A 14413-nucleotide genomic window follows, 5' to 3' on the forward strand; every position below is an offset into this window, starting at 1 on the left:
TCTGCTCGCTGCCTTTCATACATGCACTCCCCTGGCTCGGCGGCGGTCTGCCGTGCATGGAACGGAGTGCCTATTACGCCAAAGTGCACGGCAGCTTTAGCGAGAAGGACGGTCGCCTGCGGCCCGGTAACCTTCCTGAACCGCGAGTTAGGGTTGCGCCGGCCGGTCAAGCCGCGGCGAGGCTCCACAGGGCGAGCGTGGGAATTCCGGTACAGACCTTCAGGGCTACGGCGATGTCGCGCAGGCCGGCCAGGGTGGTGAGGTCCCGGCCCGTGGCCTGCTCGACGTTCTTGAGGTGGCTTCGCACCGTCACCTCGGACACGTCCAGCACTCGAGCAGTCGCATCCACCCGCGTTTCGTAGCTCAACCACGCCTGCAGCGTGCGGGTCAGGTCGCGGCGGTCGGCCTGCAGAGGATCCAGCAGAGCTTCGGCCCAAGCGCGTACGCGCGGACCGGCCAGAAGGCTGTCCAGTTCGCCATCAAGGGGCGCACCCCCCGTCGGGACGCACGCGGAGGTGGCGGGGAGAGAGGTGATGTCGAGGGCCAGCCCGATGACGACCTTGTTGCCTAGCCGGCCAAGATCCATGTCCAAGAGATCGGCGGCCCGGTTCAGCCGCAGCTTCACCGTGTTGCGGTGAACGTCGAGGATGCGCGCAGCGGCGGTATGCGGGTGGCCGAGTGCCAGTGGCAGGGTGCGCTCGATCTGTTCCGCCTGGGTGACGGGGAGCGTCCGGATGGGCGCCAGGACGCGCAAGGCCCAGCCACGAGCAGCAATGGGGTCCAGGAGATCGACAAGGTTCGTCTGGCCAAGCGTCAGGACGACAGGATCCTGCGTGTGTTCAGTGAAACCGAGCGCGGTGAGGGCCTCCTCATACGCGCTGAATGCAAGGGCGACAGGGCGTCGGCCGCTGCCTCCAAGCCGGTGTGGGCCGGCCAGGGAAAGTACGAGACTCTGCACATCGCCGGCGATCCCAAGCCCGCCGGGGTCTGGGTCGCCCAGGGGCTCCACAATCACAATGTGCCGCTCCTGGAGAGGGCAGCGGACGACCAGCGCCCGATCGCTTACGGCCTCCTCGCAACTGCGCACCGTGGTCTCGCGTAGCTCCGCAGACCCACAGTCGATCACGTAAACGCGCGCCGAGTCGGTGCCCAGCAGACCGGGGGTGAGACCTTCCAAAACGCGCTGCGCTTTGGCCGGCTCACCGTTCATCAGCAGTTGGTAGGTCGCAGCCCGGGCCTCGCGAGCGGACTGTGCCGCCATCGCGAACCCGCGGCGAGCCTGGTCGACCAACCCGAGCAGCTTCGCGGCGTGCTGGATGAGGAGCGAGTCGGCCTGGTCGAACGGCCTCTCCGCGGCCACCACGAGGACGGCCTCTCCCCGGCGGGTCGGCGCCAAGGAGACAAGCCGAGTGTGGACCCCGGCCCTCTCCAACTCCGACTGCACCCGTGCCGGATCAGCGGCCTGGGTGATGACAGCGTGGGCCAGGTGTGCGGGAGAGGTGGCAGGAGCCCTGGCGATCATACCGTGCTTCGGTTCGTTGACGAGAACCTGCGCTTCCAGCGCGGCGGCGAGCCAGTCGGTGATGCGTTGCATCGCTCTGCCATCAGCGAGTTGGGCCGGCAGCCGATGGAGGAGCCCGGCCAGATTGTCCACCTGGCGCTCGGCGTACTGGGTGCGGCACTGCTGAATTCCATAGTTGAGGTCCTGCCATTCAGTGGGCGCTGCTGTCGTCGTCAGCAAGGGGACCCGCAAGCGGCTGGCGAGGGTGCGGGTCGCGGCGGGGAAGGCGCGCACGTCGTGCTCAGGCGCCGTCACCACCAGCCCAGCCGCCTTGTACCGCGCGAGTGCGCCAAGCATGCAGTCGACGGCAGCCGCGGTGCTCCCTGTGATGCCGTCAGGGGTGAGCGTGAGAAGGATCAGAGTCCCGGGGGGATGGGCGAAGTCGCTCCGGCCGCCGAGTAGTTCCTCGTGGCTGACCATCACCATGGTCGCGACCTTGCTTTCGACGCATTGAGCTGTGTTCGCCTCGACAAACCGCAGTTGCAGCTCCGGGCGGTTGTCGACCAGGTATCCGAGAGTCGGCATGTCTCCCTCCTCGCTTGGCGTGTGTATGGATCTCCCCGTGCCGATCGAGGAGGGCGGGACGGCGGTGCGTGGTGCTGCTTGGTGAAGAGCTGCAGGAGCTTCCGGGGGCTGGGCGGAGGCTTAGTGAGCCCGTGCTTCCGCGCCAGATGCACGTAGTCATCGGGTGGCACGGGGAGCCCTGGACCCCGGCGACGCGCCATGAACGGGGAAGGGGCGACCTGGTTCCCGGCGATCGACGATGGCGACCCCAAGCTCACCCCACGACGAGGCCTCGCCTCTGGAACAGCGCACGCGACCAGGGCCTTCGAAGCTCCACGTGGCCGCTGGACCACCATCATGGCTATTTCTCCGCGAGGCGCCAGAAAGGGGAAACGTCGTTTCCCCTTTCGGCGGGGAATCTCCGAGTTCGCTGGTCTTGTGTGGTCGTTGTGGGCACCAAGCGAACCTGCGCCCCGGCCGGCGACGCTGTCTCCGCGGCGGTTTGGGTTGGCGAGGTGACCGGGCCTGGTAAGTGCGCAGAAAACATGAGGGGCTCCCCTCTGTAAGGCGGGGAGCCCTGGCGCTCAGATCGGCAGGGAGCTGCCGGTCTATCCTGAGCACGGCGTGGTAGCACACGCCTGCTAGAGCACCCCAGAGATGTGGCTTCGGTTGTTGGATCTCTGGTGGTGCGTTGACTCTGGCGAGTCTGTGGTGGCCGTTCCTTCGCCAAATGGGGCGGACACTTCGTTTTCGTGCGGGTTGGCCGGGTTGCGAGGCGGTCGGGGCTGGTTGCACAGCATCCGGCCGAGGTGACGTGGGCGGTCAGGGTTTGCGGGCTATGCCCGCGTACTTCGAGTCCACGAGTGCGCCGATCCCTGACGAGTCGACCTTGGGCCCGGAGCCGTCGCCGATGTCGGGCACAACGACGTCGGGTCGCCACTGGTGGCACACGGTCAGGCCGGGGTCGATGACTTCGAGGCCGGTGAAGAAGCGCAGGATTTCGGCGTGGCTGCGGAGCACGAGCGGCCCGGTCCCGCACGGGGTGTTGTAGCTGGTGACCACCTTTCCCATATCGCGGAAGTCGCCGGTTGGATGGCTCAGCGAGACGTAGCTGCCCGGGCAGAGCGCGTCGACCAGCTCGGCGACTCTGTCGTAGGGTTGGTCGTCGTCGGCGACGAAGCACAGCATGCTGTTGAGGCAGAGTGCGACCGGCTCGCCCAGGTCCAGCGTCGCGGTGAGCTCCGGTGCCTTCAGAATCGACCCGGGGTTGGTGAAGTCGGCATACACCAGAGCGGTTCGGTCCTGCGGCGAGCCCTTGAGTTCGGCCTCGAAGCGCCGGATCACAACCGGGTCGTTGTCGACACAAACGATCCTGGCGTCCGGTGAGGCGTGCCGGGCGATCTGGTGGAGGTTCGGAGACATGGGGAAGCCGCACCCGATGTCGAGGAACTGCCTGATGCCGAGCTGGGCCAGGTAGTAGGTGCTGCGCTGCATGAAGTGGCGGGCGGCCCACGCCGAGCGCCGGGCCTCGGGGTGATCCTTCATGATCGGGGCGCCTACCTTCTCGTCTGCTTCGTACCAGTCCGAGTATCCGAGGAGGTAGGCGTACACCCGCGCTGGGTGAGCGACGCTGGTGCTGGTATCGATGCGTTCCGCGGAAAATCCGCGGTAGTCCCCGTTCATGCCACTTCTCCGTTCGTGTTCCCACTCTCCGAAACCTCGTGCATTTTCGACACCTCGGGCTGGGCCCACTTCCGCTGGTGGATGTCTCGGAGGAATTCCTGGGTGTGCTTCAGGGGCACGGCCGCGGCGCTCATCCGGTCCAGGCTCTCCAGGTAGGGGCTCGTCCTCTGCTGCAGGTACTCGCCGCCGGTCAGGTTGTCGACGTAGACGTAGTCGGGCAGTTCGGGTGCGGTGACGAACCGGAAGAGAGTGAAAGGTCCCTGCTTCGCCGAGTAGGCGCCGGCGGCGTGCCGCTGGATCTGTAGCTGGACGTTGGGCCGTTCCACATCAGCGATGAGGCGCTCGATCTGCGGTCCCATGACGGCCGCTCCGCCGTAGGACCAGCGCAACGCTCTCTCATCCATGACCACCCACAAGGTGGGGGGCGCGGCGCGGCCGGTCAGGGCCTGCCGCTGCCGCTCCAGCACCAGCTCAACCCGCCGGTCCAGCTCCTTGTCGGATGCCGCGGGGTGGTCCGTTCTGAACAGGGCGCGGGCGTAGTCCTCGGTCTGCAGCAGGGCCGGGATGCTGTGGGGCTCGTACGCCCTGATGAGACTGGCGGCCCCTTCCAGGCTGACGAAGCTGCCGAAGCCTTCGGGCAGAACGTCCCGGAATTCGTTCCACCACTCCGCGGTGTTCGCCTGCTTCACCTGTTCCATGAAGCCGGCGACCTCCTCGCCGGGGACCCGGTAGAGCTCCAGGAGCGTCCGGACAGCCATGGCCTTCGGCTTGCCGGCCTGGCCGAGCTCCAGGCGCCGAACCGTTCCCGGATGGACACCCAGGTGCGCAGCGGCCTGCTCCCAGGTAAGGCCGACCTCCTCGCGCAGGACCGTCAACTGCCTCCCCAGCCGGAGCTGGAGCGCCGTCGGCATCGCCTTGGTCGTTACCACACCGCTCCTCCCTTGTTGACCTGCGGCCCCGCAGTCTGCCACAGACCGCCTGCAAGCAACAGGCTGCAAATTGCAGGCTTCATATTGCGAGTTGAGTCGATCGACGGGGATAGTGGCGCAGTGAGATCACAAGGTTCTGGCCCGTGCTGCCGCATCGCTCAATGTGGCAGCCCGCGCCGTGAACCTCTTATCCGGTGCCGCCTCTTCCCGGCGCGGCCCGTCCCTGAAGTTGCCTCACTGAGCGGAGACTTCGTGCCCGTACCGCCTCACGCCACCGCCAGCCCCGGCCCAGGGGAACGCCTTCAACTGCCGCGCCCGCCAGCCCGGTGCCCGGCGGACGCCGTCCCTTTGTACGGACCGGGATTCGATGTGGATCCCGATGCCTGCTACGCGGCGCTGCGACGGCTCGGGCCGATTGTCCCGGTGGTGTGCGGCGAGGACGCGGGATGGGGATGGCTGGTCCTCGGCAGCAAGGAGGTGCTGGAGGTGCTGGGCAACGACGACGGGGCGTGGAGCCCTGACTCGCGCCGGTGGCATGGCGACGTGCCTGCCCGACGCCGTCGCCCGGATCGCTTGTTGCGCTGGCGCCCGGGCATCCAGTCCGGCCACAGCACCTCCGGCGAACCCGCCCCCCTGCCATCCCCCCAAGCCCGCGCGCTGGGCGAACTCGCGCCCTGCACCCCAGACTTCATCCAGCAACTCGTGGACGAGCTCATCGACGAATGCGCCCCGCAAGGCAGGACGGATCTCATGGGCCAGTTCGCCCAGCGGCTTCCGCTGCTTGTCATGATGGGGCTGCTCGGCATGGACGAGCGGTATGCCGCCGGCGTGGGCCAGAGCGTCCCCGACCTGCTCGAGAGGAAGCCGCATTCCGACCAGGCCTCTCCGCGCCTGGACGAGCTTCTGCTCCAGCTCGTGGAGGAGAAGTCCCAGGCGCCCGGACGCGATCTCGCCTCCTGGATGATCTACTACGGGCGCGAGTTCAGCGGGCAGGAGCTCGCCCATCAGGCGCGGCTGCTGCTCCTGGCCGTTGTGGAGGGATGCACCGCGCTGATGGGCAGCGTCCTGTTCCCGCTGCTGCCCGATCCCGGCGGCCGCCAGCCGGACGGCCAGCGCACTGACGTTCCGCAGATCACCGGCAGCGTCATGCGGCACAGTCCTGCGACCCCGGAGCTGTTCGGCCGCGTCGCCGCACGCGACACCTCGCTGGGCGGCGTATTCATCCGCGAGGGCGATCTAGTCATCGTTTCTCTCGCTGCTGCCGGCGGAGACCCGGTTCCAAGCCCCCCTGATCTGGCAGTTGCCGACGCCCCGGGGGCAGGGGCCGGGGACGCCGGTGCAACCCAGGACCTGATGTGGCTGGTGGTCATGACCGCGGTGGACCGGCTCGCCTTCCGCCTGCGCGACCTGCGCCTGAGCATGCCCGCCCGCGAGCTGCTGTGGAAGCAGGCCCTGACGGTCCGCTACCCGCAGTCTCTGCCCGTGCAGTTCCTCCCCGGCCAGCCGTGCATCACCGGGGACGTCCGGTGGCTGCCCGACACCGACTTCACCAGCGCTCCCCCACCGCTGCCACCCGCCACCACCCCAACCGACCCTGCCTCTGCCAGCTGGCGATCACTGTGGCAAGGCAGCCGCAGGAAGTAGCCAACGCCCGCGCCCCCATCGCGGAACCACCGCCGACTCAAGGCGCGCCTTCTGTCGCTGCCTTGCATGCCGCCATAATTCTGGAGGTGCCCCATGGGCTCCACGCACCCGCCCCGCATAGCCCTCAACCCCCACATCGCCGACGTCGCGGTCGAATCAGCGCGGCTGCGCGCGCTCGGCCCGCTGGTCCACGTGGAGTTGCCCGGCGGGGTGCCGGCCTGGGTCACGACGGACTACGACACGGCTCGCACCGTCCTCAGGCACCCGCTCCTGAGCAAGGAAATGCGCTACTGGCGCGCCTGGGAGGACGGAGAAATACCCCGGGACTGGCCCCTGCTCGGCCTGATCCAGGGAACGGCGATGCTCCACTGCGACGGTGACGCCCACACCCGCCTGCGCAACCTGGTGGCTCCCGCTTTCAGCCGCGAGCGCGTAGCCGCGCTTCGTCCCCGCATCCAGGAGATAGCCGATCAGCTCCTCGATGAGCTGGCCGACACCGACCCCGCCCAGCCGGTCGACCTGCGCGAGCGGTTCGCCTACCCGCTGCCGATGCTGGTCATCTGCGACTACATGGGCGTCAGCGGCGATGCCTCGGCCCGACTGCGCGCCCCCATCGAGCGGCTGCTGACCATCAGTACATCCGAGGAGATGGGCGCTGCCGTGGAGGAATCCGGCCGTGTTCTACGAGAGCTGATCGACGCCAAGCGCGCGCAGCCGGGGCCCGATCTCATCACCGCTTTGATCCGAGCACGAGACGATGACGCTTCCAGACTGAGCGAGCAGGAGCTCGTCGACAACCTGTTCCAGGTCATCACCGCCGGCCACGAGACCTCGGTCAACGGCATCACCAACACCGTGCACCACCTGCTCAAGAACCCCCGACAGTTGGCCCTGATCCGCGAGGGAACGGTTCCCGTGTCCGCGGCGGTCGAAGCAGGGCTGGGGTACGCCTCCCCGGTCAGATACGTCCTCATGCGGTACACCACCCGGGCCGTCGACATCTCAGGGGTCACCGTGCCCGCGGGGGAACCCGTCGTCGTCGGCCTGGCCGCAGCAGGCCGCGACACGGGCAAATGCCCAGTCGCAGGGCCCGCGGCCGACACCTTCGACATCCGCGCGAACGCCGAGCACCTGAGCTTCGGCTATGGCCCCCACTTCTGCCCCGGTTCGATCCTTGCCCGGGCAGAAATCGAGATCGCTCTGTCGTCGCTGTTCACCCGCTTTCCCGATCTCACCCTTGCGAGCGCCGACCTCACGCCGATCCAGTCCATCGCACTGCAGGGCGTGACGAGCCTGCCGGTCTTCCTCAACGCCGACAGCCATCCGCTGACACGTCCGACCGCCGGATGCGCAGGTGACGTGGCGTCATGACCGTGCCGCCTCAGTCACCCCTGCGGTAATGCCGTTCCGTACCTCCGGCGGTGGCCCACCACCGGCGGTGCTCGCCACCGTCGGCCAGGGCCTGTGCCCCTGTGCCTCGTGCTTGGCCCGGTCGGGACTCTCTACGGCAACTGCCTCGCCGGGCAGTTCGGCGCGTCCGCGACGGGGAACCTGACCCTCGCCGTGCCGTTCCTCGGGCCCAAGCCCGTCTACGCAGTGCGCTGCCGCGGGGAAGGCGGTGAGCCTGCTGCCTGGGTGGCGCCTGCAAGGTGGGGCTCGGCCAGGAGGTCGAGGTCCCACCACCAGGCGATGGCGGGGATGTCCAGCGGCTTGTCGCTGGTGTCGGTGGGTGTCTCGCGGAAGGCTGTGGGCAGGCTGGCCGGGTCTTCGGGTGTGGTGTAGCGCACGGAGCTGATGCCCCAGTCCTGGGCACCGCGTATGAACGTTCTGAGGTTGTGGAGGTACTGCCGCAGCTGGGGGCTTGCCGCCGGAAGTAGTCGCTCGTGCAGGCGCAGGAAGAGGCGCATCACCCGGTCCCGCTGAGCGATGGCCAGATCGAGGGCCTGGCTGGGGCTGAGCTGGTACTCGTGCTCCAGAACCCGTACGACGTTGAGGTAGTAGCCCGGCCCCCGGCTCTCCTTGTGATGGGAGAACAGGTCGTTGTCCCAGGTGATGATGAAGGAGGCCATCTCGGCCGCGGCCCGCACGGGCTTCTGGTCCCGCTCGTCGGCCTGCAGAACGTAGCCGTGGCCCATCTCGAGCAGCGGCAGCACGACCGTCGTTGCGCCGTCATAGAGACGCATCAACGTGTAGTCGTTGAGATCGGGAACAGTGCCCGTGCTGCGGTGCTCGGCTTCCCAGACCACGGTGGAGAAGTACTCGCGCAGGGCATTGACCCAGAGAGCCGTCTGCCCGACTGAGCCGTGCTGGGAGATTCTGCGCTGCAGGTCACGTAGCCCGCCGGCGAGCGGGTCGTCCAGCAGCATGGGGGCTTCAGGGTTCTGCGCGATGCGCAGCAGCCGCTGGAGGGCTGCCATCAACGCCCCCGGCCTGCGGCCCAGTTCGCCTTCCTCGCAGTATCCGTCGTCCACACCGAACAGCCACAGAACAAAATCGGAGAGGATGCCGATGACTGCTTCTCGCCCATCGGGCAGGACCCGGGCAGCGAACGTGCCGATGTCGTGCTGAACGAGCCGGTCGCGCAGTTCGTCTGACCCGATGCCGATCGCTTCCGCCCACGCGGTGGTCTGGGCGTTTATGGCCGGATGGCTGGGATGTATGGCCGGAGGTATCGGAGAGTAGATCGGCGGAACAGCCAGCTCCGGTCTCACGGGACCACCTCTCTGCAAGGCGGACGCCGGCATACCTGCGCCGCGCGACTGATCAACTACACCGCATAGTACGCATAGGTATCAGCCGTTCCAATAGGGCCTTCTCGCCACACGGCACCGCCTACGCAAGCCCAACACCAGGCGAAACAGCGTCACCAACCGACGCCGGGATCCCCCGGGGCGGGCCGCATCGGTAACCAGTCTTCGGAAAGGTCCCCAGGTCGCGCCCGCCGACGGGAGCGAGCTCAGCTGCGACACGCCGTCCCCTGCATTGCGGGCGCGGGCAGCATCTGAAGGCGTGGCATGCCCGCGTCGGCGCAGGAGAGATTTCAGTCACGGTCGACACGGCGGGCAGGTACCGGGGCGAGTGCCGCATTCCGAGGGACCGGGCTCTGGCGGACGGCACCGTCTGGGACTTCGTCGCCGAGTTGCCCTCTTCATCGCCTCGACGGTCCCGGCGCGCCTTGGCGTGAAAGGTACGACATGGAGTCCATGCGCCCATCACCGCCGGGGCGTTGGGGGTTCAGATCCAGTTGCCCCAGCAAGACGTGGCGATGTAGGCCCTTCGGACGGCATTCCAGCCATGGCCACTGCCGATGTGAATCACTGGCAGCGCAAGAATGAACCAGGCCGTGAAAGCACCAGCGACGATCAAGGTCCATCGAGGGCCGGCGAAGCTGGCGACCACGACCAAGGCGATGACTGCGGCGCCTAGGCCTATGTGGGCAGCGGGGAGATCTGAGCCCAGTGCCTCGCGCACAGAGTGGCGTTCTCCACGGATATCCCGCGTGTACCGCTCAGAAGTCGAGCCGTCGCCGCTCTCAGAGCCATACTCCATGATTCACCCCCGTGTAGATCCCAGTTCAGCTGTAGCCGCAGCACGAGCAGCCTATGCCGCGCCGAAGTCACGAGAGAGCCTCGGCTGGACACAGCCCAGGCGCTCAGGCAGGGAACGGCCGACGGCTGGACCTGACTGATCATCGCTGCCCACAGCCGAGCTCCGGGGCCGCCCGACTGCGAACCTCAAGCAGGGCACGAAACCCCCCGCTACGTTGCAGTGCCGAGTGACGCCACGCGAATACCCACAGATAGGGGACAGCCTTACGTGGGGGGAGGTGTGGGCGGGGTGTGTGCGTCTGGGGAGTACAGGGCGGCAAGCTCCAGGGTGATCTCGCGAACTGCGTACAGATCGCCTGGTCGGCCGTTCCGAATCTGTGTCAGGACGCGCTTCTGACCGTCGGTGTCATCGCGCTGCACGGCATTCAGGTACGCGGCGACTCGCTCGCAGAGCGTGGCACTGTCAGAAGCATCGGATACAGGCTCGGGCTCTCCGAGAACTCGTTCCCTCGCTGCCTCGAGCTGGTCGGGAGTCAGTGCCTGCTCGGGCACGACTCTGGCGAAGGGGTTGCGTGCGCTGATTGCTGCGTGTTGGACGATGTCCTCGGCCAGGAGGAGCAGCATATGGTCCAGCCCCTGGGCACCCCAGCGGGCTTCGACCAAGTCGAACTGCATGCCGGCGACGCGACGCTCCCCCATGGCTGTGCAGGCCACGAGGTCTTCCTTGGCGGACCGTAGTTGGCTGCGGTCGCTCGAACTCAGTTCCACCAGATGAGTGTAGGTTGCTCGGCTCCGCTGCTCTCGACCGGTCTGCGGGTCAACCGCGGTCGGCCGTCACTTCAACCTCGTGCTGCGGGAGGTCTTCGGAGGCGCTCCCGGGGGCTTTGATGATGCGTTGCGTGTCGTGGAAGGCCTCGCGCTGTTCCGCCGACATCATGTCGAACAAGGCGACCAGCGCGGCTGCGGGGCTATCGCTCCTTGACCAGGCTTCGTTCATCAGCGTTGCCGAGTAGACAGCGCGGGTGGAGACCGGGCTGTACCGGAAGGCGCGGCCGTCGAGAGACCTGCGCAGCCAGCCCTTCGAATGCACGTTGCCCATGACGGTCAGGACGGTGGTGTAAGCGATGGAGCGTTCCTTCTTGAGATCATTCAGGACTTCCCGCACCGTCACCGGGCGGTTCCATCGCCATATGCGCGTCATGACGGCGTGTTCAAGCTCCCCCAGTTCACCGTTCACAGCAGCCACCATACGGCTTGTCCGTAATTGATCTCCGATGTGGTTCGGGCGTGCTCGGTCGCGGTGCAGCCTGCTCGTCTGCTCGGCAAGGGTGAGGTTGCGCCGATGGGCGATACCGCGCCGCGCGGTGCTCGACCGCGTCGTCGGGGAGTTCGTGCCGCGCCTTGGGAAACCGGCCGCGCCAGGTCAGGAACTTGAGCTGAACGCTGAAGCCCAACCTCGTGGCCCCCGCCTTGTTCCGTAACCAGCCCGCCTCATCGCTGGCCAGGGTGAAGTGGTCCACCACCCCGTCCAGACCCAGATCCCGCCCCCCTGCGCAGCCTTCCGCCCGCCCCCGTGATCAACTCTCGGGCTGGACGGTAGAGCCGCGGACGCAGGGCAGGCGCGGATATCGGTGAAGCGGCCCGGCAGGGCGTGCGGACCTGGTACCGGCGCCCGGGGCCGATAGTGCGCACTCCCGAACCTGGGGGCTGGTCAGCCCGCCGGGATGACGTAGGCGCGCGCGAAGTGGGTGCCGATTGAGGCTTCGTGGAGGTGTCCGGCGATGGCGCGGTCGCCTTCGACGCCCATGACGACGTGGAGGTGGACGAAGCCGCTGCGGATCTCGCCGGTGCCGGTCATCTCGCCGGGCAGGTCGTACTTGGTGATGGTGTCCTTGAGCGCGTCGCCTTCGGGCATGGTGGAGACGGGGAAGGAGTCTGCGGCCCCGATCAGGGAGACGATCGCCGCGTCGGTGATGCCAGCCTCGGCGGCCTGGCGGTTCAGCTCGTCGACGAGCTCACCCTGGGGGACTTCAAAGACGATCATGCGGGACTCCGTCCGATCATGGGGCTCAGCTCCCGCAGCATGACCGAGGAGCACCAGCGTGCGCCAGAGTCCCGTGGGTTGAGGGCCTCCCTCGCGAAGCGGGTGGCGAGGAAGTCCGCGCGGTGGGCGTAGGTGGCGGGCCGGGAGGCGATCCGGCCGGCGGTTGTCCAGTGCACGGCGCAGACGCGGGAGGTGACGGCCGTCATGTAGAGGTGGCGGGCCTCCTCGTCGGGGGCCAGGACGTGGGCGATGTCGTCGGCCTGGCCTTGGCCGTCGTCGACTCATAGCTGGCCACGGTGTCGAGCGGTAGTTGGCCTTACGTGCCGCAGCCGCCAGCGAGCCTGGCCTTGCTCCCATGCGTGCCTTGAGGTACGGGCGATGCCGCAGCGATCAGCCCGAAGTGTTCTTGGCCTGCTGGCCGTTTCGGCTGGAGAGCGGGAATGTCCGCAGCGGTCTCCTTGCCGTCTGGCAGGCACTCGATCAGCAGCCGTGGTGCAACGATCAACTTGCCATGACGAAGATGCCGATGAAGAGAGCCATGTAGAGCAGCAGGACCGCAGCCGCTACGGCCGCCACGATGAGGACGGCCTTCATCACTTTGCGGGCGGGCCGATGGGCGCGGGCGGGTCCCGCAGGGACTTGGGGATAACGCTCGAGCTCACTCATGGAGCCATCCTGTTGATCGCGGCGGCGCCAGGCTACCCGTAGACATACTCATGTGCGAGGTCACCTCCACACGCCCCGACGCGACTGGCCAGGTAGGAATCGGAATGGCCATCTACCGGTCGGCGTCAAACGCGTGCCGACAGGCCGCCTACCGGGCCCGCCGCGCGGAACGGTTACGCGAAGCCGTAACGGACCCGGCCCTGTGACGGCTCCCGGCACCCCCTACAAGCCGTTAGCGAGTAGCCGGGAGGGATCTCACCTCCCGGCTCTCTCAGAACCGTGCTTGAACCTCTCGATTCACACGGCTCCCATCACCCGGTCGTTCGAGGCCGGAGGATTTTCCAGTGGGCGAAGAGCCCCGGGTAGAGCCTGGCGGTCTTCTCCAAGCCCTGCCACGCCCGGCTCCGGCGACGCCGGAGCCGCTTGTACTTCTGCGTGGCCCATCGCATCAGGTACTGATCGATGCCCTTCAGGCTCGGGACCAACGCGGACGGATAGAACCGGCCGTAGTAGCTGATCCATCCCCGCACGATGGGATTGATCTCCCGTGCGAGGTCCGCCAGGGACGATCCACTGCGCTGGTGCAGCCGCCATCGGCGGATCCGCACCCGGATGCGCTTCGCCGCCTCGTCGCTGATCGCCGGGTTGAAGCCGAAGAAGTAACTCCCCGTCTTCGACCGGACTTTCCGCGAGCGGAACGTGTATCCGAGGAAGGTGAACGAGACGTGCTCGTACGAACCACGCCTCTTGCCGTCCTTGCAGTACACGATGCGGGTCTTGTCGGGATGCAGCCGCAAGTCCCCGCACTCGGCCAGCCGCCGGCCGATCGCCCGACGCACCTGGTGCGCCTCGGCCTCGGTGCGGCAGTGAACCACCATGTCATCGCAGTAGCGCTCGAACCGGACGCCCGGCAAGACCCGGTCCATCCAGGTGTCGAACGCGTAGTGCATGAACAGGTTCGCCAACAGAGGCGAGATCGCTGAGCCTTGGGGACTCCCGCGATCTCGCGCGGCCAGCTCGCCACTCCTGTGCTGCAGCGGGGCCTTCAGCCAGCGCTCCGCATACAGCAGAATCCACCGCTGGTCGGTGTGGTGGGCCACCGCCTTGAGGACCAGGTCATGATCGAGGTTGTCGAAGAACCCCTGGATGTCAATGTCGACCGTCCAGTCGGTCCTCCAGCACCGTTCCCGGCAGACCGCGACCGCGTCCAGCGCGCTTCGGCGGGGCCGGTACCCATAAGAATCAGGGTGGAACAGCGGTTCCACCTCCGGTTCCAGGACCATGGCCGCCGCTGTCTGCGCGATTCTGTCCGCGACTGTCGGCACCTCGAGAACCCTGACCTTGCCTGCTCCCCCGGGCTTGGGGATCTCCACCATCCGCACCGGCGGCGGGAAGTAGCTGCCCGACGACATCCGATTCCACAGTTTGTAGAGGTTGCCCTGCAGGTCAGCCTCGAACTGCTCGATCGACTCGCCGTCGACCCCGGCCGCTCCCCGGTTCGCCTTGACCCTGAGATACGCCTCCCAGACCACATGCTTCGAAATCTCGAACGGCTTCGGTCCGCTCATCCGGCTCCTCCCGGGAACTCCGGTTGACCGCCAAGCAGACCTGGATGATCCGTCCCCTTCGCTCCACCCGCATTACCGGGCTTCCTCACTACTACGAGACGGTCTGCCCCCGTGCCCCGCATCGGTACTCGGCCCCTTACGGTGTTGGCCACTTGGGGATCTCCCTCTCGCCGCCGACCTCGCGGGCCAGCAGCAGTATCGGGGCGACAGGTTCTCACGTTCCGCGCAAGAGCCAAGGTCAGGCTCGCGCCGCCTACATGCCGGAC

13 protein-coding genes are annotated in these 14413 nt (G+C 67.3%); 2 read left to right on the top strand and 11 right to left on the bottom strand.

Features of this window, described 5'->3' with window-relative positions; all coding sequences use genetic code 11:
* Nucleotides 1-166: 166 nt before the first annotated feature.
* The 3 genes from SLUN_RS00480 to SLUN_RS00490 form a co-directional block, all read right to left on the bottom strand.
* On the bottom strand, nt 167-2086 hold the full coding sequence (locus SLUN_RS00480) for a helix-turn-helix domain-containing protein (protein WP_108146658.1): 1920 nt from the start codon (nt 2084-2086) through the stop codon (nt 167-169).
* 801 nt (nt 2087-2887) lie between these two features.
* On the bottom strand, nt 2888-3748 hold the full coding sequence (locus SLUN_RS00485; protein WP_108146659.1) for an SAM-dependent methyltransferase: 861 nt from the start codon (nt 3746-3748) through the stop codon (nt 2888-2890).
* On the bottom strand, nt 3745-4677 hold the full coding sequence (locus SLUN_RS00490; RefSeq protein WP_257153614.1) for a helix-turn-helix domain-containing protein: 933 nt from the start codon (nt 4675-4677) through the stop codon (nt 3745-3747). The genes SLUN_RS00485 and SLUN_RS00490 overlap by 4 nt, the downstream gene beginning before the upstream one ends.
* Nucleotides 4678-5046: 369 nt before the next feature.
* On the opposite strand from SLUN_RS00490, the gene SLUN_RS00495 reads away from it, so the two are divergent.
* Entirely contained in the window at nt 5047-6321 is a 1275-nt protein-coding gene (locus tag SLUN_RS00495) for a cytochrome P450 family protein (RefSeq protein ID WP_108146660.1), read from the top strand.
* A 93-nt stretch (nt 6322-6414) separates the two neighbouring features.
* The gene (locus SLUN_RS00500; protein WP_108146661.1) at nt 6415-7692 is read left to right on the top strand and encodes a cytochrome P450 family protein; all 1278 of its coding nucleotides are present in this window, start codon (nt 6415-6417) and stop codon (nt 7690-7692) included.
* A 218-nt stretch (nt 7693-7910) separates the two neighbouring features.
* Here SLUN_RS00500 and SLUN_RS00505 read toward each other — a convergent pair whose 3' ends face one another.
* The 8 genes from SLUN_RS00505 to ltrA all read right to left on the bottom strand — a co-directional run bounded on the left by SLUN_RS00505 (nt 7911) and on the right by ltrA (nt 14147).
* Nucleotides 7911-9032: a selina-4(15),7(11)-diene synthase gene (locus SLUN_RS00505; RefSeq protein WP_257153615.1), complete on the bottom strand. Its 1122-nt coding sequence runs from the start codon at nt 9030-9032 to the stop codon at nt 7911-7913.
* Between the two features lie 1101 nt (nt 9033-10133).
* Entirely contained in the window at nt 10134-10637 is a 504-nt protein-coding gene (locus tag SLUN_RS00515; RefSeq protein WP_159100092.1) for a hypothetical protein, read from the bottom strand.
* 49 nt (nt 10638-10686) lie between these two features.
* Nucleotides 10687-11106, bottom strand: a complete 420-nt coding sequence (locus tag SLUN_RS00520; RefSeq protein WP_108146664.1) for a BlaI/MecI/CopY family transcriptional regulator — start codon at nt 11104-11106, stop codon at nt 10687-10689.
* The gene (locus SLUN_RS42225) at nt 11096-11392 is read right to left on the bottom strand and encodes a DUF4158 domain-containing protein (RefSeq protein WP_371413802.1); all 297 of its coding nucleotides are present in this window, start codon (nt 11390-11392) and stop codon (nt 11096-11098) included. The genes SLUN_RS00520 and SLUN_RS42225 overlap by 11 nt, the downstream gene beginning before the upstream one ends.
* 188 nt (nt 11393-11580) lie before the next feature.
* Entirely contained in the window at nt 11581-11913 is a 333-nt protein-coding gene (locus SLUN_RS39130) for a PCC domain-containing protein (protein WP_159100094.1), read from the bottom strand.
* The gene (locus SLUN_RS00535) at nt 11910-12119 is read right to left on the bottom strand and encodes a hypothetical protein (protein WP_108146666.1); all 210 of its coding nucleotides are present in this window, start codon (nt 12117-12119) and stop codon (nt 11910-11912) included. The genes SLUN_RS39130 and SLUN_RS00535 overlap by 4 nt, the downstream gene beginning before the upstream one ends.
* Before the next feature lie 295 nt (nt 12120-12414).
* On the bottom strand, nt 12415-12579 hold the full coding sequence (locus SLUN_RS39135) for a hypothetical protein (protein ID WP_159100095.1): 165 nt from the start codon (nt 12577-12579) through the stop codon (nt 12415-12417).
* Nucleotides 12580-12890: 311 nt separating this feature from the next.
* A complete protein-coding gene (ltrA, locus tag SLUN_RS00540) occupies nt 12891-14147 on the bottom strand; it encodes a group II intron reverse transcriptase/maturase (RefSeq protein ID WP_108146667.1) in 1257 nt (418 codons plus the stop codon).
* Nucleotides 14148-14413 lie beyond the last annotated feature (266 nt).

It is taken from the genome of Streptomyces lunaelactis (assembly GCF_003054555.1).
In the GTDB taxonomy this organism is placed as follows: domain Bacteria; phylum Actinomycetota; class Actinomycetes; order Streptomycetales; family Streptomycetaceae; genus Streptomyces; species Streptomyces lunaelactis.

Coding starts and splice junctions, on each gene's coding strand:
- SLUN_RS00480 (WP_108146658.1), bottom strand. CDS start 2,086: ATGCCGACTCTCGGATACCTGGTCGACAACCGCCCGGAGCTGCAACTG.
- SLUN_RS00485 (WP_108146659.1), bottom strand. CDS start 3,748: ATGAACGGGGACTACCGCGGATTTTCCGCGGAACGCATCGATACCAGC.
- SLUN_RS00500 (WP_108146661.1), top strand. CDS start 6,415: ATGGGCTCCACGCACCCGCCCCGCATAGCCCTCAACCCCCACATCGCC.
- SLUN_RS39130 (WP_159100094.1), bottom strand. CDS start 11,913: ATGATCGTCTTTGAAGTCCCCCAGGGTGAGCTCGTCGACGAGCTGAAC.
- SLUN_RS00535 (WP_108146666.1), bottom strand. CDS start 12,119: ATGACGGCCGTCACCTCCCGCGTCTGCGCCGTGCACTGGACAACCGCC.
- SLUN_RS39135 (WP_159100095.1), bottom strand. CDS start 12,579: ATGAGTGAGCTCGAGCGTTATCCCCAAGTCCCTGCGGGACCCGCCCGC.
- ltrA (WP_108146667.1), bottom strand. CDS start 14,147: ATGAGCGGACCGAAGCCGTTCGAGATTTCGAAGCATGTGGTCTGGGAG.